General features: G+C 58.0%; 16 protein-coding genes and 1 other RNA gene. 11 read left to right on the forward strand and 6 right to left on the reverse strand.

Annotated elements, in window-relative coordinates:
* Positions 1 to 18 precede the first annotated feature (18 nt).
* Together serA and ENTHG_RS12325 are read left to right on the forward strand one after the other, a co-directional pair.
* A complete protein-coding gene (gene serA, locus ENTHG_RS12320; RefSeq protein WP_044180090.1) occupies positions 19 to 1251 on the forward strand; it encodes a phosphoglycerate dehydrogenase in 1233 nt (410 codons plus the stop codon).
* Between the two features lie 72 nt (positions 1252 to 1323).
* Positions 1324 to 1935, forward strand: a complete 612-nt coding sequence (locus tag ENTHG_RS12325; RefSeq protein WP_044180092.1) for a DUF2238 domain-containing protein — start codon at positions 1324 to 1326, stop codon at positions 1933 to 1935.
* An 11-nt stretch (positions 1936 to 1946) separates the two neighbouring features.
* Here ENTHG_RS12325 and ENTHG_RS12330 read toward each other — a convergent pair whose 3' ends face one another.
* The 3 genes from ENTHG_RS12330 to zapA form a co-directional block, all read right to left on the reverse strand.
* Complete coding sequence (locus ENTHG_RS12330) at positions 1947 to 2552, reverse strand: 5-formyltetrahydrofolate cyclo-ligase (protein WP_044180095.1); 606 nt, start codon at positions 2550 to 2552, stop codon at positions 1947 to 1949.
* Positions 2553 to 2576: 24 nt separating this feature from the next.
* Positions 2577 to 2760, reverse strand: a non-coding RNA gene (ssrS, locus tag ENTHG_RS24280) — 6S RNA.
* Positions 2761 to 2801: 41 nt separating this feature from the next.
* Positions 2802 to 3131 carry a cell division protein ZapA gene (gene zapA, locus ENTHG_RS12335; protein ID WP_044180097.1) on the reverse strand — a complete coding sequence of 110 codons (330 nt, stop codon included), beginning with the start codon at positions 3129 to 3131 and terminating at the stop codon, positions 2802 to 2804.
* A gap of 222 nt (positions 3132 to 3353) precedes the next feature.
* Between zapA and ENTHG_RS12340 the strand changes: the two genes are divergently transcribed.
* The 8 genes from ENTHG_RS12340 to ENTHG_RS12375 all read left to right on the forward strand — a co-directional run bounded on the left by ENTHG_RS12340 (position 3354) and on the right by ENTHG_RS12375 (position 13472).
* Positions 3354 to 3932: a YecA/YgfB family protein gene (locus tag ENTHG_RS12340; protein ID WP_122959178.1), complete on the forward strand. Its 579-nt coding sequence runs from the start codon at positions 3354 to 3356 to the stop codon at positions 3930 to 3932.
* 24 nt (positions 3933 to 3956) lie between these two features.
* Positions 3957 to 5273 (forward strand): Xaa-Pro aminopeptidase, encoded by a 1317-nt coding sequence (gene pepP, locus ENTHG_RS12345; RefSeq protein ID WP_044180101.1) that lies wholly within the window; start codon positions 3957 to 3959, stop codon positions 5271 to 5273.
* Positions 5270 to 6448, forward strand: a complete 1179-nt coding sequence (gene ubiH, locus ENTHG_RS12350; protein WP_044180103.1) for a 2-octaprenyl-6-methoxyphenyl hydroxylase — start codon at positions 5270 to 5272, stop codon at positions 6446 to 6448. Before pepP ends, ubiH begins: the two co-directional genes overlap by 4 nt.
* Positions 6449 to 6494: 46 nt before the next feature.
* Complete coding sequence (gene ubiI / locus ENTHG_RS12355; protein WP_044180105.1) at positions 6495 to 7697, forward strand: FAD-dependent 2-octaprenylphenol hydroxylase; 1203 nt, start codon at positions 6495 to 6497, stop codon at positions 7695 to 7697.
* Between the two features lie 414 nt (positions 7698 to 8111).
* Positions 8112 to 9206, forward strand: a complete 1095-nt coding sequence (gene gcvT, locus ENTHG_RS12360) for a glycine cleavage system aminomethyltransferase GcvT (protein ID WP_044180107.1) — start codon at positions 8112 to 8114, stop codon at positions 9204 to 9206.
* A 25-nt stretch (positions 9207 to 9231) separates the two neighbouring features.
* Positions 9232 to 9618 carry a glycine cleavage system protein GcvH gene (gene gcvH / locus ENTHG_RS12365; RefSeq protein ID WP_044180110.1) on the forward strand — a complete coding sequence of 129 codons (387 nt, stop codon included), beginning with the start codon at positions 9232 to 9234 and terminating at the stop codon, positions 9616 to 9618.
* Between the two features lie 71 nt (positions 9619 to 9689).
* Positions 9690 to 12563, forward strand: a complete 2874-nt coding sequence (gene gcvP, locus ENTHG_RS12370) for an aminomethyl-transferring glycine dehydrogenase (protein WP_044180111.1) — start codon at positions 9690 to 9692, stop codon at positions 12561 to 12563.
* Between the two features lie 165 nt (positions 12564 to 12728).
* Positions 12729 to 13472, forward strand: coding sequence for an SDR family oxidoreductase (locus tag ENTHG_RS12375; RefSeq protein WP_044180112.1), 744 nt, complete (start codon positions 12729 to 12731; stop codon positions 13470 to 13472).
* A 42-nt stretch (positions 13473 to 13514) separates the two neighbouring features.
* On the opposite strand, the gene ENTHG_RS12380 is transcribed toward ENTHG_RS12375, so the two are convergent.
* Together ENTHG_RS12380 and ENTHG_RS12385 are read right to left on the reverse strand one after the other, a co-directional pair.
* The gene (locus ENTHG_RS12380; protein ID WP_044180709.1) at positions 13515 to 14948 is read right to left on the reverse strand and encodes a 6-phospho-beta-glucosidase; all 1434 of its coding nucleotides are present in this window, start codon (positions 14946 to 14948) and stop codon (positions 13515 to 13517) included.
* A 112-nt stretch (positions 14949 to 15060) separates the two neighbouring features.
* A complete protein-coding gene (locus ENTHG_RS12385) occupies positions 15061 to 15792 on the reverse strand; it encodes a MurR/RpiR family transcriptional regulator (RefSeq protein ID WP_044180113.1) in 732 nt (243 codons plus the stop codon).
* Positions 15793 to 16050: 258 nt separating this feature from the next.
* On the opposite strand from ENTHG_RS12385, the gene trhA reads away from it, so the two are divergent.
* Complete coding sequence (gene trhA, locus ENTHG_RS12390) at positions 16051 to 16710, forward strand: PAQR family membrane homeostasis protein TrhA (RefSeq protein WP_044180114.1); 660 nt, start codon at positions 16051 to 16053, stop codon at positions 16708 to 16710.
* A 48-nt stretch (positions 16711 to 16758) separates the two neighbouring features.
* Here trhA and ygfZ read toward each other — a convergent pair whose 3' ends face one another.
* Complete coding sequence (gene ygfZ, locus ENTHG_RS12395) at positions 16759 to 17742, reverse strand: tRNA-modifying protein YgfZ (RefSeq protein ID WP_044180115.1); 984 nt, start codon at positions 17740 to 17742, stop codon at positions 16759 to 16761.
* Between the last annotated feature and the right edge of the window lie 116 nt (positions 17743 to 17858).

Here is a 17858-nt window from a genome sequence, read left to right on the forward strand (position 1 = left end):
ACAAACAGGGTCGGGTAAATGGCAAAGGTATCACTGGAGAAAGACAAAATTAAATTCCTGCTCGTCGAAGGGGTGCATCAAAAAGCGCTGGATAGCCTTCGTGCGGCAGGTTACACCAACATCGAATATCACAAAGGCGCGCTGGACACTGAGCAGTTGAAAGAGTCTATCCGTGATGCCCATTTTATCGGCTTACGCTCCCGCACCCAACTGACCGAAGAGGTGATTGCCGCCGCAGAAAAACTGGTGGCGATTGGCTGCTTCTGTATCGGTACTAACCAGGTTGACCTGGACGCCGCCGCAAAACGCGGCGTGCCGGTGTTTAACGCCCCCTTCTCCAACACCCGTTCCGTGGCGGAGCTGGTTATCGGCGAACTGCTGCTGCTGATGCGCGGTATTCCCGAAGCCAACGCCAAGGCGCACCGGGGAGTCTGGAACAAGCTGGCCACCGGCTCCTATGAAGCGCGCGGTAAAAAGCTGGGCATTATCGGCTACGGCCACATCGGCACCCAGCTGGGTATTCTGGCGGAATCCCTAGGGATGCACGTTTTCTTTTACGACATTGAAAGCAAACTGCCGCTTGGCAACGCCACCCAGGTGCAGCACCTTTCCGACCTGCTCAATATGAGCGATGTGGTCAGCCTGCACGTGCCGGAAAACGCCTCGACGAAAAACATGATGGGCGCGGAAGAGCTGGCGCTGATGAAGCCCGGTTCGCTGCTGATTAACGCCGCTCGCGGCACGGTAGTGGATATTCCGGCGCTGTGCGACGCCCTTAAGCGCAAGCATCTGGCCGGCGCCGCGATTGACGTTTTCCCCACCGAGCCTGCCACCAACAGCGATCCTTTCGACTCCCCACTGTGCGAATTCGACAACGTGCTGCTGACGCCGCACATTGGTGGTTCGACGCAGGAAGCGCAGGAAAACATCGGCCTGGAAGTTGCCGGTAAGCTGATTAAATACTCCGATAACGGCTCCACGCTCTCTGCGGTTAACTTCCCGGAAGTCTCGCTGCCGCTGCACGGCGGTCGTCGCCTGCTGCACATTCATGAGAACCGCCCGGGCGTGCTGACCGCGATCAACCAGATCTTCGCAGCCGAAGGCATCAACATCGCTGCCCAGTATCTGCAGACCACGCCATATATGGGCTACGTGGTTATTGATATCGAAGCCGAAGAGGATGTGGCGCAAAAAGCGTTGCAGAGCATGAAAGCCATTCCGGGCACTATCCGCGCCCGCCTGCTGTACTAATCTGTTTGCCGGGCGCGGCGGATGCCCGCCCGGTCTTATCTCACGCCTTCTTCCTTGCCTGGGAAAGCCTTCATGACACCTACAATGCTGAAAAGCGGCGCGGTTATCCTGCTGCTTATCCTTATTTATACCGGTATTTACACCGCCGACCGGATGACGTGGTTAATGGAGGTCATTCCGGTCTGCGTGGTGGTGCCTTTGCTGCTGCTGACGCAGAAGCGCTATCCGCTTACGCCGCTGCTCTACACGCTGATTTTTCTTCATGCGCTTATTTTGATTGGCGGCGGAATGTACACCTACGCCAAAGTGCCCATCGGTTTTGACGTGCAGGCGTGGCTGGGCCTGAGCCGCAACCCTTACGATAAGCTTGGTCATTTCTTCCAGGGGCTGGTGCCCGCGCTGGCGGCGCGAGAGATCCTGGTTCGCGGCGGTTATGTGCAGGGGCGCAAGATGGTCGCGTTTGTGGTGTGCTGCATTGCGCTGGCGATAAGCGCTTTCTATGAGCTTATCGAGTGGTGGGCGGCGCTGGCGCTGGGGCAGGGGGCGGATGATTTTCTCGGCACTCAGGGCGATCCCTGGGATACACAGTCCGATATGCTCTGCGCGCTGCTTGGCGCGTTAACCACGGTACTGTTGCTGGCGCGCTGGCACAGCCGCCAGCTTTGCCATCTTAAGGCGCGATGAAAAAGGCCGCGCTACGAACGCGGCCACTCCCACACTTTTGACGGCGTGATAACCGCAGGCAGGGGGATATCCCACTCCTCCACCGGCAGTTGCTCTACACGCTGGCAGTCATGGGCGTAGCCTACCGGGCTCAGGCCATAATGCCGCCAGTTTTGCAGCGTGCGATCGTAAAAACCGCCGCCCATGCCCAGCCGCTGCCCCTGTCTGTCGAATGCCACCAGCGGCGTGACCAGCACGTCCAGTTCAGCAAGGGGTAACACGTCCCGCACATCGAGCCGCGGCTCGGTAATTTTCAGACGATTTACCACCAGTTCGCTGTGGGGATGGTAGTGCAGGAACAGCAGATTGCCTGCGCTGAACGGATGAAGAACAGGCAGATAAACGCGCTTGCCGCTGCGCCAGAGCTGTTCAATCAGCGGGCGCGTATCGAGTTCGCCATCAAAAGAGAGAAACAGCGCGACGGTTTTCGCCATCACCACCGGCGGGTAAGCCATCATGCGGGCGGCGGCGCTCATCGCATAATGCGCCTGCTGCTCTGCGCTAAGGGCGCGGCGACGCTGGCGTATATCCTTGCGGATTTGCTGACGAGAAAGGGGAAGTTCAGAAAGTTGTGTCATAACAGACGTTGGTAAAAAAGGAAGGGAATCTCCGAGATGCCGCCGCAGGCTGTAACCCTTGAACCCTTGGTTCAAGGTGAATGTGTCGTCATAGTTTTAAGGCTTCTCGGACGAACCGAGCATGCTCACCAACCATGGAGCGCCACATTCTTGTGGTATGAAATATCGGCTCAGGGGACTGGCCCGCTTGCGAACATCTCAGAGAAATTTTTTCTTCACGGTCACTTTACCATAGTCGACCTTGAAGTGTTATTCAAACTTAGGCCCCGCTCTCTCTGTTATGCGACCCTGATCAAGCAATGCCTGTTCGATGGTCTGCTGTAACATTTTAATACGCTGCTCCATGCTGGCGGCGTAGTCGCGGGTTTTCGCCTTTTCCTGAGTCAGTTCATAGCTGATGTTCAGCGCTGCAATGAAAACTAACTGCTCAGTATTTGTGACTCTAGTGCGAACTTTCAGATCTTGCAACCGCTGATTCAGATCATCCGCGGCCTGATTCAGCGCATCTCGCTGTTCAGGTGGGCAATTCACTCGCAGTGAACGGCCAAAAATTTGGATATCGACGGGTTGTGCAGACATGCCACCTTCCTGCTGTTTGACTGCGCTCTGCCTTCGCACCCGAGTCCTGGCTGCGAAGGGGCGTCACTATAGCCACCCTGGTGAGAGGATTCAAGCTCTTTGCTATACCTTATTCATTCACCGTGCGTGCAATGGCATCTAACGTGAAGTATGACGGGTATATCACCAGGGTCCAAAGTGGTAGCATAACATGAATATCCTCCCCAACGACGACGAATGCGCATGTCTATACAGAACGAAATACCTGGTTACAACGATGTAGGCCAGTTACTCAACCAGCAGGGCGTCGGCTTAATTCCTGCCGAAATGCATGGGCTTATCGCCGGGATGCTCTGCGGCGGCAACAACGACAGCTCCTGGCAGCCGCTGCTGCATGATTTAACCAACGAAGGGCTGGCATTTGGCCACGAGCTTGCGCAGGCGCTGCGTAAACTCCATGCCGCCACCAGCGACTCGCTGGAAGACGACGGCTTCCTGTTTCAGCTCTATCTGCCTGGCGGCGATGACGTGAGCGTTTTCGACCGTGCCGACGCGCTGGCAGGCTGGGTTAACCATTTTCTGCTGGGTCTTGGCGTAACGCAGCCTAAACTCGATAAGGTGCCGGGCGAAACGGGCGAGGCGATCGACGACTTGCGCAACATCGCGCTGCTTGGTTACGACGAAGACGAAGACCAGGAAGAGCTGGAGATGTCGCTCGAAGAGATCATTGAATATGTGCGCGTGGCGGCGCTGTTGTGCCATGACACATTCACCCGCCCGCAGCCAACCGCACCGGAAGTGCGTAAGCCAACACTGCATTAATCAAACTCATCCAAAGGAGGTGTCATGACACAGCTTGAGTTCCTTCGCCGCCGCCAGGCTTTGCTGGCGCAAATGGCCCCGGCAAGCGCCGCGCTTATTTTCGCCGCGCCGGAGGCGACCCGCAGCGCCGACAGTGAATACCCGTACCGCCAGAACAGCGACTTCTGGTACTTCACCGGTTTTAATGAACCTGAAGCGGTGCTGGTGCTGATTAAAAGTGATGACACCCACAATCACAGCGTGCTGTTCAACCGCGTGCGTGATAAAACGGCGGAGATCTGGTTTGGTCGCCGTCTCGGCCAGGACGCCGCGCCGGAAAAACTGGACGTGGACCGTGCGCTGGCCTTCCCGGATATTGACCAGCACCTCTACCAGTTGCTCAACGGCCTGGACGTGGTCTACCACGCGCAGGGCGAATACGCGTATGCCGATAACATCGTCTTTGCCGCGCTGGATAAGCTGCGTAAAGGCTCGCGCCAGAATCTGACCGCGCCGTCGACCCTTACCGACTGGCGTCCCATCGTGCATGAGATGCGCCTGTTTAAATCCCCCGAAGAGATTGACGTGCTGCGCCGCGCAGGCGCGATCTCCGCTCTTGCGCACACCCGCGCCATGCAGGTGTGCCGACCGGGGATGTTTGAATATCAGCTGGAAGGGGAAATCCAGTATGAATTTAACCGACACGGCGCGCGCTTTCCTTCTTACAACACCATCGTTGGGGCGGGGGAAAACGGCTGCATCCTGCACTACACCGAAAACGAAAGCGAAATGCGTGACGGCGATCTGGTGCTGATCGACGCCGGTTGCGAATACATGGGCTACGCCGGGGATATTACCCGTACCTTCCCGGTGAACGGCAAATTCACCCAGCCGCAGCGCGAAATCTACGACATCGTGCTTGAGTCGCTGGAAACCAGCCTGCGCCTGTTCCGCCCCGGCACCTCTATTCAGGCGGTCAACGGCGAAGTAGTCCGCATTATGGTAAGCGGGCTGGTCAGGCTGGGCATCCTTAATGGCGATGTCGATACGCTGATTGCGGAAAACGCGCACCGGCCTTTCTTTATGCACGGCCTGAGCCACTGGCTGGGGCTGGACGTGCACGACGTTGGGGTTTACGGCCCGGATCGTTCGCGTCCCCTGGAGCCAGGGATGGTTATCACCGTCGAGCCTGGGCTTTATATCGCTCCGGACGCCGATGTGCCGGAAGCCTACCGGGGGATTGGCATTCGTATCGAAGATGACATCGTTATCACCGAAGACGGCAATGAAAACCTGACCGCAGGCGTGGTCAAAAAAGCCGATGACATTGAGGCGCTGATGGCGGCGGCGCGCCGCTTATGAGCGTGATTATCGTAGGCGGCGGGATGGCGGGCGCGACCCTTGCGCTGGCGATATCGCACTTTACCGGCGGCAAACTGCCGGTTCACCTTATCGAAGCGTCAACGCCCGGCGAGCAGGGCCACCCGGGCTTTGACGCCCGGGCGATTGCGCTGGCGGCGGGCACCTGCCAGCAGCTGGCGCAAATTGGCGTCTGGCCCCATCTGGCTGATAAAGCCACCCCGATCACCACCGTGCACGTCAGCGACCGGGGCCACGCGGGCTTTGTCACCCTTGATGCCCGCGACTACCGGCTGGATGCGCTGGGGCAGGTGGTCGAACTGTACGATGCCGGGCAGCGGCTGTTTACCCTGCTGCAAAAAGCGCCTGGCGTCACGCTGCACTGCCCGGCGCGCGTCAGCCGTTTCACCCGCAGCGAAGGGCAGGTGAGCGTGACGCTGGAGGGTGGCGAAACCCTCAACGGTACGCTGCTGGTGGCCGCCGACGGGTCACGCTCCGCGCTGGGAGCGCAGTGCGGTATAGACTGGCAGCAGTCGCCCTATCACCAGGCGGCGGTCATTGCCAACGTTACGACTGCGGTCGCCCACGGCGGGCGGGCTTTCGAGCGCTTTACCGCGCATGGGCCGCTGGCGCTGCTGCCGATGTCGCAGGGGCGCTGTTCGCTGGTGTGGTGCCAGCCGCTGGACAAAAAGGATGAGATCCTCACCTGGCGCAATGAAAAATTCTGCGTTGAGCTACAAAAAGCGTTTGGCTGGCGGCTGGGCAAAATTGTCCATGCGGGCACGCGCAGCGTCTATCCGCTCTCTTTAACCACCGCTTCCTCGCCCATCTCTCACCGTACCGTGCTGGTTGGCAACGCGGCGCAGACGCTGCACCCCATCGCCGGGCAGGGCTTCAACCTTGGCCTGCGAGATGTCATGAGCCTGGCGGAGACGCTGGCCAGCGCCTGGGCTGGGCAGGAGGATATCGGCGGCTACGGCGTGCTGGCACGCTACCGCGACCGTCGTCACGCGGACAAACGCGCCACCATAGGCGTAACGGACGGGCTGGTGCATGTTTTCGCCAACCGTTGGGCGCCGCTGGTGGCCGGGCGCACCGTCGGGTTAATGGCGATGGAATTATTCCCCCCGGCACGAGACGTGCTGGCGCAGCGCACGCTTGGCTGGGTAGCGCGATAAAAATATGATGACAGACTCATTCCGTCCCGGCTTTAAGGAGTAAACAGTGCAAAGTGTTGATGTGGCAATTGTAGGCGGCGGCATGGTGGGGCTGGCGCTGGCGTGCGGGTTGCAGGGCAGCGGGCTGCGCGTGGCGGTACTGGAGCAGAACACGCCCGTACCGGTGGACGATAACGCGCCGCCGCAGCTGCGGGTGTCAGCGATCAATGCCGCCAGTGAAAAGCTGCTAACGCGGCTGGGCGTCTGGTCCGCCATTGTTGCCCGCCGCGCCAGCTGCTATCACGGTATGGAAGTGTGGGAAAAAGACAGCTTTGGCCGCATCGCCTTTGACGATCGCAGCATGGGCTATAGCCACCTTGGTCATATTGTTGAGAATGGGGTGATTCACCAGGCGTTATGGCACAAAGCGCAGCAGTGCGCTGACGTTACGCTAACGGTGCCCGCGCAACTGCAGCAGGTCGCCTGGGGAGAGAACGAAGCGTTTATCTCCCTGCAGGATGGCTCTATGCTGACAGCCCGGCTGGTGGTCGGGGCCGATGGCGCCAACTCCTGGCTGCGCAACAAAGCGGATATCCCGCTCACCTCCTGGGATTATCATCACCACGCGCTGGTGGCGACTATTCGTACCGCCGAGCCGCATCAGGCCGTCGCCCGTCAGGTTTTCCATGGCGACAGCATTCTGGCCTTCCTGCCGCTGGCCGACCCGCATCTTTGCTCGATTGTCTGGTCGATGCTGCCTGAACAGGCGCAACAGATGCAAGATGCCAGCGAGGAGGCGTTCAACCAGGCGCTGTGCGTGGCGTTTGATAATCGCCTTGGCCTGTGTAGTGTAGAGAGCGAACGGCAGGTTTACCCGCTCACCGGGCGCTATGCGCGCCAGTTTGCCGGCCATCGTCTGGCGCTGGTGGGCGACGCGGCGCATACCATTCACCCTCTGGCCGGGCAGGGCGTCAACCTTGGCTTTATGGATGCCGCCGAACTGATTTCCGAACTCAAGCGTCTGCACGCTCAGGGTAAGGATATCGGCCAGCACATGTACCTGCGTCGCTATGAGCGCAGCCGTAAGCACAGCGCCGCGTTAATGCTGGCAGGTATGCAGGGCTTCCGCGAGCTGTTTGCCGGTGAAAACCCGGCGAAGAAACTGCTGCGCGATATTGGCCTGAAGCTGGCGGACACGCTGCCGGGAGTTAAACCACAGCTTTTGCGTCAGGCAATGGGCTTAAACGACCTGCCGGGCTGGCTGCGTTAACTGCGTCACACTTTCCCTTTCCGGTCCTGGAAAGGGAAAGCCTCTCTCGTTTGAAAAAATCTAATTTCACGCCATTTTTCGGATTAGTTTTTCTCATTCCTCAAAAAAATCCCGTCGGGAAAATTCTCTGTTCTGTCGAGCTAAATATCGTGAATGGCGTAAGCATACCGTGCTTTACCATGCTTAATGACGAATTTTGCCCTAATACTCAGCATAATCCTCTGATGGGCCATTGGTTAAAAATGGTCATAAGCTAATGTGATGGCTCATTTTCTTTGATGGTGAAGCGCCGCTTTCGGTGATAAGTTCAGGCGGAAGTTAACGTTTGCGTCGGCTACCGGAACGGGCGTCGATGCCTCAGCGCGCGGTGAATTTTCGCCGTCAGCAACGTGAAAGCTATTCGACGAGGAAAAGATGGCTCAGCAGACTCCCCTATATGAACAACACACGCTGTGCGGCGCGCGCATGGTTGATTTTCACGGTTGGATGATGCCGCTGCATTACGGCTCGCAAATCGACGAACACCACGCGGTGCGCAGCGATGCCGGTATGTTCGATGTCTCTCATATGACCATTGTCGATCTGCACGGCAGCCGCACCCGGGAGTTCCTGCGTTATCTGCTGGCCAACGACGTGGCGAAGCTCACGAAGCCTGGCAAAGCGCTCTATTCCGGCATGCTGTGCGCCTCCGGGGGCGTAATAGACGACCTGATCGTTTATTACCTTGCCGATGATTTCTTCCGCCTCGTCGTTAACTCCGCCACCCGCGAAAAAGACCTCTCCTGGATAACCCAACACGCTGAACCTTACGCCATCGACATTACCGTGCGTGACGACCTGGCGCTGATTGCGGTACAGGGGCCGAACGCGCAGGCAAAAGCCGCCACGCTGTTTACCGACGAGCAGCGCGCGGCGGTCGAAGGTATGAAGCCGTTCTTTGGCGTGCAGGCAGGTGACCTGTTTATCGCCACCACCGGCTATACCGGCGAAGCGGGCTATGAGATTGCGATGCCGAATGAAAAGGCCGCCGATTTCTGGCGCGGGCTGGTGGAAGCGGGCGTCAAACCGTGCGGTCTCGGCGCGCGCGACACCCTGCGTCTGGAAGCGGGCATGAACCTCTATGGCCAGGAGATGGACGAAAGCGTTTCACCGCTGGCGGCCAACATGGGCTGGACCATCGCCTGGGAACCGGCCGATCGCGATTTTATTGGCCGCGAAGCGCTGGAATCACAGCGTGAAAAAGGCACTGAACAACTGGTCGGCCTGGTGATGACCGAGAAAGGGGTACTGCGTAACGAACTGCCGGTGCGCTTTACCGATGAGAATGGTAACCACCAGGAAGGCATTATTACCAGCGGCACCTTTTCGCCGACGCTCGGCTACAGCATTGCGCTGGCGCGCGTCCCGGCGGGGATCGGCGAGACCGCTATTGTGCAGATCCGCAACCGCGAAATGCCGGTGAAGGTCACCAAACCTGTTTTTGTGCGTAACGGCAAAGCCGTCGCGTAACCCATCCTTTTCTGGAGAATGATTGATGAGCAACGTACCAGCAGAACTGAAATACAGTAAAGAACACGAATGGCTGCGCAAAGAGGCTGATGGCACCTGGACCGTTGGCATCACCGAACACGCTCAGGAACTGCTGGGCGATATGGTCTTTGTTGATCTGCCGGATGTGGGCGCGACCGTCCGCGCTGGCGACGACTGCGCGGTAGCCGAGTCGGTTAAAGCGGCTTCCGATATCTATGCGCCGATTAGCGGCGAAATCGTGGCCGTCAACGACGCCCTGGGCGACGCGCCGGAGCTGGTTAACAGCGAACCGTACGCAGGCGGCTGGATCTTTAAAATCAAAGCCAGCGATGAGAGCGAAGTCGAAGCGCTGCTGGATGCGAGCGCGTACGAAGCCCTGTTAGACGAGTAATCCTTTCTCCCTCTCCCCGGTGGGGAGAGGGTAAGTACCCATTTCACCGCACGTTTCAGGAACCATCGCCCATGACACAGACGTTAAGCCAGCTGGAAAACAGCGGCGCTTTTATTGAACGCCATATCGGACCGGACGCCACGCAGCAGCAGGAGATGCTGGCTGCCGTTGGCGCGGGGTCGTTAGATGCGCTAACAGCCCAGATTGTGCCGAAAGACATTCAGCTTGCGACGCCGCCGCAGGTGGGGCTCCCCGCCACTGAATTTGCCGCGCTGGCTGAGTTAAAAGCCATTGCCGGTCGCAATAAGCGCTTCACGTCTTACATTGGCATGGGCTACACCGCCGTGCAGCTACCGCCGGTTATTCTGCGCAATATGCTGGAAAACCCCGGCTGGTACACCGCTTATACCCCTTATCAGCCGGAAGTGTCGCAGGGCCGACTGGAAGCGCTGCTTAACTTCCAGCAGGTCACGCTGGATCTGACCGGGCTGGATATCGCCTCTGCTTCTCTGCTCGATGAAGCGACCGCCGCCGCCGAAGCGATGGCGATGGCCAAACGCGTCAGCAAGCTGAAAAATGCCAACCGCTTCTTCGTGGCCGCTGACGTTCATCCGCAAACCCTGGACGTGGTGCGCACCCGCGCGGCAACCTTCGGCTTTGAGGTGATTGTCGACGACGCAGAGAAGGCGCTGGATCATCAGGACGTGTTCGGCGTGCTGTTGCAGCAGGTGGGCACCACCGGCGAGGTGCATGACTACACCCCGCTGATTAGCGAACTGAAAACGCGCAAGGTTATCGTCAGCGTCGCCGCCGACTTTATGGCGCTGGTGCTGCTGACCGCGCCGGGCAAACAGGGCGCGGACATTGTCTTCGGCTCCGCCCAGCGCTTTGGCGTGCCGATGGGCTACGGCGGTCCGCACGCGGCGTTCTTCGCGGCAAAAGATGAATTTAAACGCTCCATGCCGGGCCGTATTATCGGCGTGTCGAAAGATGCGGCGGGCAACACCGCGCTGCGCATGGCGATGCAGACCCGCGAACAGCATATCCGCCGCGAGAAAGCGAACTCCAACATCTGTACCTCGCAGGTGCTGCTGGCGAACATTGCCAGCCTGTATGCCGTTTACCACGGCCCGGTCGGCCTCAAGCGCATTGCGAACCGCATTCACCGCCTGACCGATATCCTGGCGACGGGCCTGCAACAAAAAGGGCTGAAGCTGCGCCACGCCCACTACATCGACACCCTGTGCGTGGAGGTGGCCGATAAAGCCGCCGTGCTGGCGCGTGCCGAAGCGGCGCACATCAATCTGCGCAGCGATATTCATAACGCCGTGGGCATCACCCTTGATGAAACCACCACCCGCGAGAATGTGCTGCAGCTGTTCCGTGTCCTGCTGGGGGAAGAAAACGCGCTGGACATTGACGCGCTGGACAAAGAGGTCGCGCACGACAGCCGCTCCATCCAGCAGAGCATGCTGCGTGACGACGCGATCCTGACGCATCCGGTGTTTAACCGCTATCACAGCGAAACCGATATGATGCGCTACATGCACTCGCTCGAGCGTAAAGATCTGGCGCTCAACCAGGCGATGATCCCGCTGGGCTCCTGCACCATGAAGCTGAACGCGGCGGCGGAGATGATCCCCATCACCTGGCCGGAATTTGCCGAGCTGCATCCGTTCTGCCCGCCGGAACAGGCTGAGGGCTATCAGCAGATGATCGGCCAGCTTGCCGACTGGCTGGTGAAGCTGACCGGCTACGACGCCGTCTGCATGCAGCCGAACTCCGGCGCGCAGGGCGAGTACGCTGGCCTGCTGGCGATTCGTCATTACCATGAAAGCCGTAACGAAGGGCACCGCGATATCTGTCTGATCCCGGCCTCCGCCCACGGCACCAACCCGGCTTCCGCGCAGATGGCGGGGATGCAGGTGGTGGTAGTAGCCTGCGACAAGAACGGCAATATCGATCTGGCCGATCTGCGTGCCAAAGCAGAACAGCACGCCGCCAGCCTCTCCTGCATTATGGTGACCTACCCGTCCACCCACGGCGTCTACGAAGAGACGATCCGCGAGGTGTGTGAAGTGGTGCATCAGTTCGGCGGCCAGGTCTACCTCGACGGCGCGAACATGAATGCCCAGGTTGGCATTACCTCGCCGGGCTTTATCGGCGCGGACGTGTCGCACCTTAACCTGCATAAAACCTTCTGCATTCCGCACGGCGGCGGCGGTCCGGGCATGGGGCCGATTGGCGTGAAAGCGCATCTGGCGCCGTTTGTGCCGGGCCACAGCGTGGTGCAGATTGAAGGGATGCTGACCCGCCAGGGCGCGGTTTCCGCCGCGCCGTTTGGCAGCGCCTCTATTCTGCCGATCAGCTGGATGTACATCCGCATGATGGGCGCCGAGGGCTTAAAACAGGCAAGCCAGGTGGCGATCCTCAACGCCAACTATATTGCCAGCCGCCTGAAAGAGGCCTTCCCGGTGCTCTATACCGGCCGCGACGGGCGCGTGGCGCACGAGTGCATCCTCGACATTCGTCCGCTAAAAGAAGAGACCGGCATTAGCGAGCTGGATATCGCCAAGCGCCTGATCGACTACGGCTTCCACGCGCCGACCATGTCGTTCCCGGTGGCGGGCACGCTGATGGTGGAGCCGACGGAATCTGAAAGCAAGGTCGAGCTGGATCGCTTTATTGACGCGATGCTGGCCATTCGCGCGGAGATCGACCGCGTGAAATCCGGCGAGTGGCCGCTTGCCGATAACCCGCTGGTGAACGCGCCGCACACCCAGAATGAGCTGGCGGCGGAGTGGAACCACGGCTACAGCCGCGACGTCGCGGTCTTCCCGGCGGGCGTGGCGAACAAATACTGGCCGACCGTGAAGCGTCTTGACGATGTGTACGGCGACCGTAACCTGTTCTGCGCCTGCGTGCCGATGAGCGACTATCAGTAAGCGCACACGCGGCTCCCGGATGCGGCGAAACGCCTTATCCGGGCTACGAAACCGCACAACGGTATGATTTGCCCGGGTAAGTGTATGCGCACCTGGGACTTCCGGATGCGGGGGCGATCGGCTATTTTAAAGGCGCTTCGGCGCCTTTATTTTTGGGAGAACGGTATGGCAATAGCACTTGTAACGGGCGCAAGCCGGGGGATCGGGCGGGCAACCGCGCTCTTACTGGCGCAGGAAGGCTACACGGTAGCGGTGAATTATCACCACAATATGCGTGCTGCGACAGAGGTGGTGGAAGCTATTCAGGCGGCGGGAGGGAAGGCTTTCTCCCTGCGAGCGGATATCAGCGATGAGAGCCAGGTCGTCGCCATGTTTGAGGCTATCGACCGTGAAGCAGAGCCGCTCACCGCGCTGGTCAATAACGCTGGCATATTATTTGAACAAAGCACCGTGGAAAACCTCACCGCAGAGCGTATCAACCGGGTGCTGGCGACCAACGTCACCGGCTATTTCCTCTGCTGCCGGGAGGCGGTAAAAAGGATGTCTGTAAAGCGGGGCGGCGCAGGTGGCGCTATTGTTAACGTCTCATCAGCGGCGGCACGGTTAGGCTCGCCGGGCGAATATGTCGACTATGCGGCGTCGAAAGGGGCAGTGGATACGCTTACTACCGGTTTGTCGCTGGAGGTTGCCGCCCAGGGGATTCGCGTCAACGGCATCCGACCGGGTTTTATCTACACCGACATGCACGCCTCCGGTGGCGAACCGGGCCGCGTGGATCGTGTCAAATCGCTGTTGCCGATGCAGCGCGGCGGCCAGCCGGAAGAGGTGGCGCAGGCGATAGTCTGGTTACTGAGCGACAAAGCGTCGTATGTGACAGGGAGTTTTCTGGAGCTGGCGGGCGGGAAGTAGCCCTGTTTGCCCCTCACCCCGGCGGGGTGAGGGGAATTCAACTCACAAATGCTCGCCGTTGCTGGCGATGACTTCTTTGTACCAGTTAAAGCTCTTCTTGCGTGAACGCGACATGTCGCCGGTGCCATCGTCATGCTTGTTGACGTAGATAAAGCCATAGCGCTTGCTGTACTGGCCGGTGGTAAAGGAGACGCAGTCGATGCAGCCCCACGGGGTGTAGCCCATCAGGTCCACGCCGTCGTAAGTGACCGCTTCAATCATCTCTTTTACATGGGCACGCAGATAGTCGATGCGGTAGTCATCGTTAATGCTGCCGTCTTCTTCCACTTTATCGTATGCACCAAAACCGTTTTCCACGATGAACAGCGGCTTCTGATAACGTTCATAGAGTTCGCACAGGGCATAGCGCAGGCCCACCGGGTCAATCTGCCAGCCCCAGTCAGAAGCTTTGACATGAGGGTTAGGCACGCTGCCCTCGAAACCGGAAATGGCGTCACCGCTGCCGCCTTCGGCTTTGACCGCATTGGTCATGTAGTAGCTAAAACCTAAATAGTCGCAGGTGCCTTCGCGCAGGATCTGCTCATCACCTGCTTCCATTTTGATGTTAAAGCCGCGGCGCTCCCACTCGTTCAGCACGTAGGAGGGGTAGTAACCACGCAGCTGCACGTCGGTAAAGACATAGCGCTCGCGCATGGACTCCTGCGCATACATCACATCTTCTGGTTTACAGGAGAAAGGATAGAGCGGCACCATCGCCAGCATGCAGCCGATTTTCATATCCGGGTTGATACGATGGCCGATCTTCACCGCCTGGGCGCTGGCGACGAACTGGTGGTGCAGCACCTGGTACATGGTCTCTTCCGGGTTTTGATGCTCTGTGTAGACCACGCCGGAGCAGCAGTAACCGAACAGCGGCGCGCGCCAGTTACGCTGGTTATTGATTTCGTTAAAGGTCATCCAGTATTTGACCTTGTGCTTATAGCGCTCGAAGACGACTTCGGCGAAGCGCACAAAGAAATCGACGACTTTACGATTGGTCCAGCCGCCATACTGCTGCACCAGATGCAGCGGCATTTCAAAGTGGGAGAGGGTGATCACCGGCTCGATATTGTATTTCAGCAGCTCATCGAACATCGCGTCGTAGAACTTAAGCCCTTCTTCATTCGGCTCGGCTTCGTCGCCTTTGGGAAAGATGCGCGTCCAGGCAATCGAGGTGCGGAAACATTTGAAGCCCATCTCGGCAAACAGTTTGATGTCTTCTTTATAGTGGCTGTAGAAATCCACGGCCTCGTGGTTCGGGTAGTATTTACCTTCAATCACGCTTTGAGTGATTTCACGGGGTACGCCGTGGGCGCCGCCGGTGAGCACGTCGCAGATGCTCGGCCCTTTGCCGCCTTTATTCCAGCCGCCTTCCACCTGGTGCGCCGCCACCGCGCCGCCCCATAAAAAATCTTTCGGTAGAGTCAGTTTTTTCATCTTCATTAATCCCGCTGATTGTCTTTTTGCGAGTCTAACAAAGGGTAATCAAAAGTCACGCTATAACAATTTCCATAGCGTGTAACTTGTTACATATAAAAAACGGACTGTTTTATTGTGTGAGTTTTTTCGCCAGCTTTCGGCCCAGCGACTCAAGAATATAAATTACCGGAATCTGCGTGGTAATATCGTAGACACCGCCAATGCGCGTTTGCGGCACATGCCAGGAGATATTAAAGTCCGCCAGCTTTGCCAGCCGGGAGTGTTCATGGCTGGTAATTGTCATCACCTTGCAGTGATGAAGGCTGAACTGGCTGGCAAAACGCAGGATCTCTTCGGTCTCACCCGATACGGACAGGACGATAGCCAGCGCATTGCGCGCCATATCATTGGTGACGGGGAAATAGGGATCGTCAATGTGATTACTGAATTTTCCAACGTTTGAGAAAAAGCGCGCGCCATATTTTGCTAATGCGCCGGATGTGCCCGCGCCGACAAATATTATACGCTCCGACGATAATATAATATCGACAGCCGTTTCTAAGAGTTGGTCGAATTCATCATTATTAACGCCTCTGAAAAAGCTGATAATTTCGCTGGCACCGAAGTTAGCCTGCTGCGGCTCATTTTGTTCCAGATACAGCTTAAAGCGCACGCGGAATTCCGAATAGCCTTCACAGTTCAGTTTACGGCAAAAACGCAGCACCGTGGTGGTGGAGACGCCCGCGCCGTCGGCCAGTTCACGAATGGTCATGTACATGACTTTATCGCGGTTCTTGATGACGAAGTTGTAGACCATCATCTCAAGGTTGTTGAGGCTGGCGATAGCGGCGTGGGAGAACATACTCACGATGGCGTTGGCTCACTTAGGAAATTATCAGCTGAGAATAATAACATGCAGGCGGCTGTCAGCACTATGCGATTGATTTAAGTGGCTTTTGGTGAAAAGAACAGATGTAAGTTTAAATGTTAAGCTTAACTAATTGATTTATAATAACTTGAATGAATTTTATGATTTATTTTAGCGAACATGTGTGCACTGGAATCATTCTCAGTTACTCTATACACGCGACGTTTTTTTTGAGTTCTCCTGGAGTCAACTATGGTGCACAAGCCATTAATCGCGCAGGGATATACACTGGCTGAGGAAATAGCCAACAGCATCAGTCATGGCATCGGGCTGGTGTTTGGTATTGTTGGTCTGGTGCTGTTACTGGTGCAGGCGGCAGACGCCAACGCCGGCACTATGGCGGTTACCAGCTATAGCCTGTACGGCGGCAGTATGATTCTGCTGTTTCTTGCTTCCACGCTCTATCACGCTATTCCGCATCAGCGGGCCAAGGTGTGGCTCAAAAAGTTTGACCACTGCGCTATTTACCTGCTGATAGCCGGAACCTACACCCCCTTTCTGCTGGTGGGGCTGGATTCGCCGCTGGCCCGGGGGTTAATGGTTGTTATCTGGAGCCTGGCGCTGCTGGGGATCCTGTTTAAGCTGACGATTGCCCACCGCTTTAAGGTGCTGTCGCTGGTGACCTATCTCACCATGGGCTGGCTGTCGCTGATTGTGGTTTACCAGTTGGCAATCCGGCTTTCGGCGGGCGGCGTAACGCTGCTGGCGCTGGGCGGGGTGGTCTATTCGTTGGGGGTCATTTTCTACGTATGCAAACGCATTCCGTATAACCATGCTATCTGGCACGGTTTTGTGCTTGGCGGCAGCGTCTGCCATTTCCTGGCGATCTACCTGTACGTCGGCCAGATGTAACCCAACCCGTAAAACCCCCGGTATGCAGATGCCGACCGGGGGAGTGACTCAACCCTCTTCCAGAGAGTAAGGCAGCGGCTCAATGCTCAGGGTGTTCACATCATCACGCACCCGGAAGACGCTGCCTGGCTCCATGTCATTATTCATGACTGCCTGCACCACCAGCTTGCCATCGTCCAACTGGACCGCCGCCAGCACGGTACCGGTTCGCCGCCAGTTCTCCCCCATTTTGAGCTCCAGATCTTCGCCCGCTTCCGGCACCCGGCTGGCGGTGCCTGCCAGCGACCAGAGCGCGCGCTTATTGGCGCCACGGAACTTGGCGCGGGCCACCATCTCCTGGCCGGTGTAACAGCCTTTCTTAAAGCTGATCCCGCCCAGCGCCTGCAGGTTAGTGGCCTGCGGAATAAACTGCCCGCTGTTTGCCGCATCAATGACCGGCAGACCCGCTTCGATATTGAGCGCCAGCCACTGCTGGCTATTGTTAAGCTGCGCTTCGCCGCGCAGGGCTTCGGTGATTTTTTCCGCGGTCGCGGCATCGGTCACCAGTAAAAAGCGCTCGGCGGGGTGGGCGAACCACAGAATGGTGGATGCGCCGTCACGGACGGCCTGATTATCGGCATCCGGCAGCACGCTAAAATGGTTGGCCAGCGCGGCGCGGGCCTGGAAACCCGCCACCCCTAACAGCACGTGCTCGCTGTCTGCGGCGATGGTCACTTTCGAGAATACGGCATATTTTTTGATTTCGGTAAGCTGGGCATCGGCAACGCTGCGGCGCAGGATCCAGCCAAAGCCTTCCGCAGTACGGAACAGACGCATGTTGCTCCACATCTTGCCTTTGGCATCGCAGTGGGCCGCCAGCAGGTGCTGATCGTCACGCATGCTGGCGACGTCGGCGGTGACCTGGCCTTGCAGGTACTTCTCGCTATCTGCGCCTGTGATGGTGGTGAGCGCCCAGTCGTCGAGGGTCATAAGCGTCAGCGGCAGGCGCGTTGAGGCGATGGGCTGACGCGGAGGAAACGGAGTAAAAGCCATAGTAATGTCCTGATTAGCCTGAGGCGAAGTCATGAGTTAATGGTAAAAGAGCCGTTCATCAATGCAAGCGATAAAAACAGACGATTTGTGCCTTATAACAACTCTGCGTGGCGCTA

The sequence above is a fragment of the Phytobacter massiliensis JC163 genome, from assembly GCF_000321045.1.
GTDB lineage: Bacteria > Pseudomonadota > Gammaproteobacteria > Enterobacterales > Enterobacteriaceae > Phytobacter_A > Phytobacter_A massiliensis.

Excerpts from the sequence above, each read along its gene's own strand:
- serA (WP_044180090.1), top strand. The coding sequence starts at position 19 with ATGGCAAAGGTATCACTGGAGAAAGACAAAATTAAATTCCTGCTCGTC.
- zapA (WP_044180097.1), bottom strand. The coding sequence starts at position 3,131 with ATGTCTGCACAACCCGTCGATATCCAAATTTTTGGCCGTTCACTGCGA.
- ENTHG_RS12330 (WP_044180095.1), bottom strand. The coding sequence starts at position 2,552 with ATGACACAACTTTCTGAACTTCCCCTTTCTCGTCAGCAAATCCGCAAG.
- ENTHG_RS12380 (WP_044180709.1), bottom strand. The coding sequence starts at position 14,948 with ATGAAAAAACTGACTCTACCGAAAGATTTTTTATGGGGCGGCGCGGTG.
- pepP (WP_044180101.1), top strand. The coding sequence starts at position 3,957 with ATGACACAGCTTGAGTTCCTTCGCCGCCGCCAGGCTTTGCTGGCGCAA.
- ENTHG_RS12325 (WP_044180092.1), top strand. The coding sequence starts at position 1,324 with ATGACACCTACAATGCTGAAAAGCGGCGCGGTTATCCTGCTGCTTATC.
- trhA (WP_044180114.1), top strand. The coding sequence starts at position 16,051 with ATGGTGCACAAGCCATTAATCGCGCAGGGATATACACTGGCTGAGGAA.
- ubiH (WP_044180103.1), top strand. The coding sequence starts at position 5,270 with ATGAGCGTGATTATCGTAGGCGGCGGGATGGCGGGCGCGACCCTTGCG.
- gcvP (WP_044180111.1), top strand. The coding sequence starts at position 9,690 with ATGACACAGACGTTAAGCCAGCTGGAAAACAGCGGCGCTTTTATTGAA.
- ENTHG_RS12340 (WP_122959178.1), top strand. The coding sequence starts at position 3,354 with ATGTCTATACAGAACGAAATACCTGGTTACAACGATGTAGGCCAGTTA.
- gcvT (WP_044180107.1), top strand. The coding sequence starts at position 8,112 with ATGGCTCAGCAGACTCCCCTATATGAACAACACACGCTGTGCGGCGCG.
- ygfZ (WP_044180115.1), bottom strand. The coding sequence starts at position 17,742 with ATGGCTTTTACTCCGTTTCCTCCGCGTCAGCCCATCGCCTCAACGCGC.
- ENTHG_RS12385 (WP_044180113.1), bottom strand. The coding sequence starts at position 15,792 with ATGTTCTCCCACGCCGCTATCGCCAGCCTCAACAACCTTGAGATGATG.
- ENTHG_RS12375 (WP_044180112.1), top strand. The coding sequence starts at position 12,729 with ATGGCAATAGCACTTGTAACGGGCGCAAGCCGGGGGATCGGGCGGGCA.
- gcvH (WP_044180110.1), top strand. The coding sequence starts at position 9,232 with ATGAGCAACGTACCAGCAGAACTGAAATACAGTAAAGAACACGAATGG.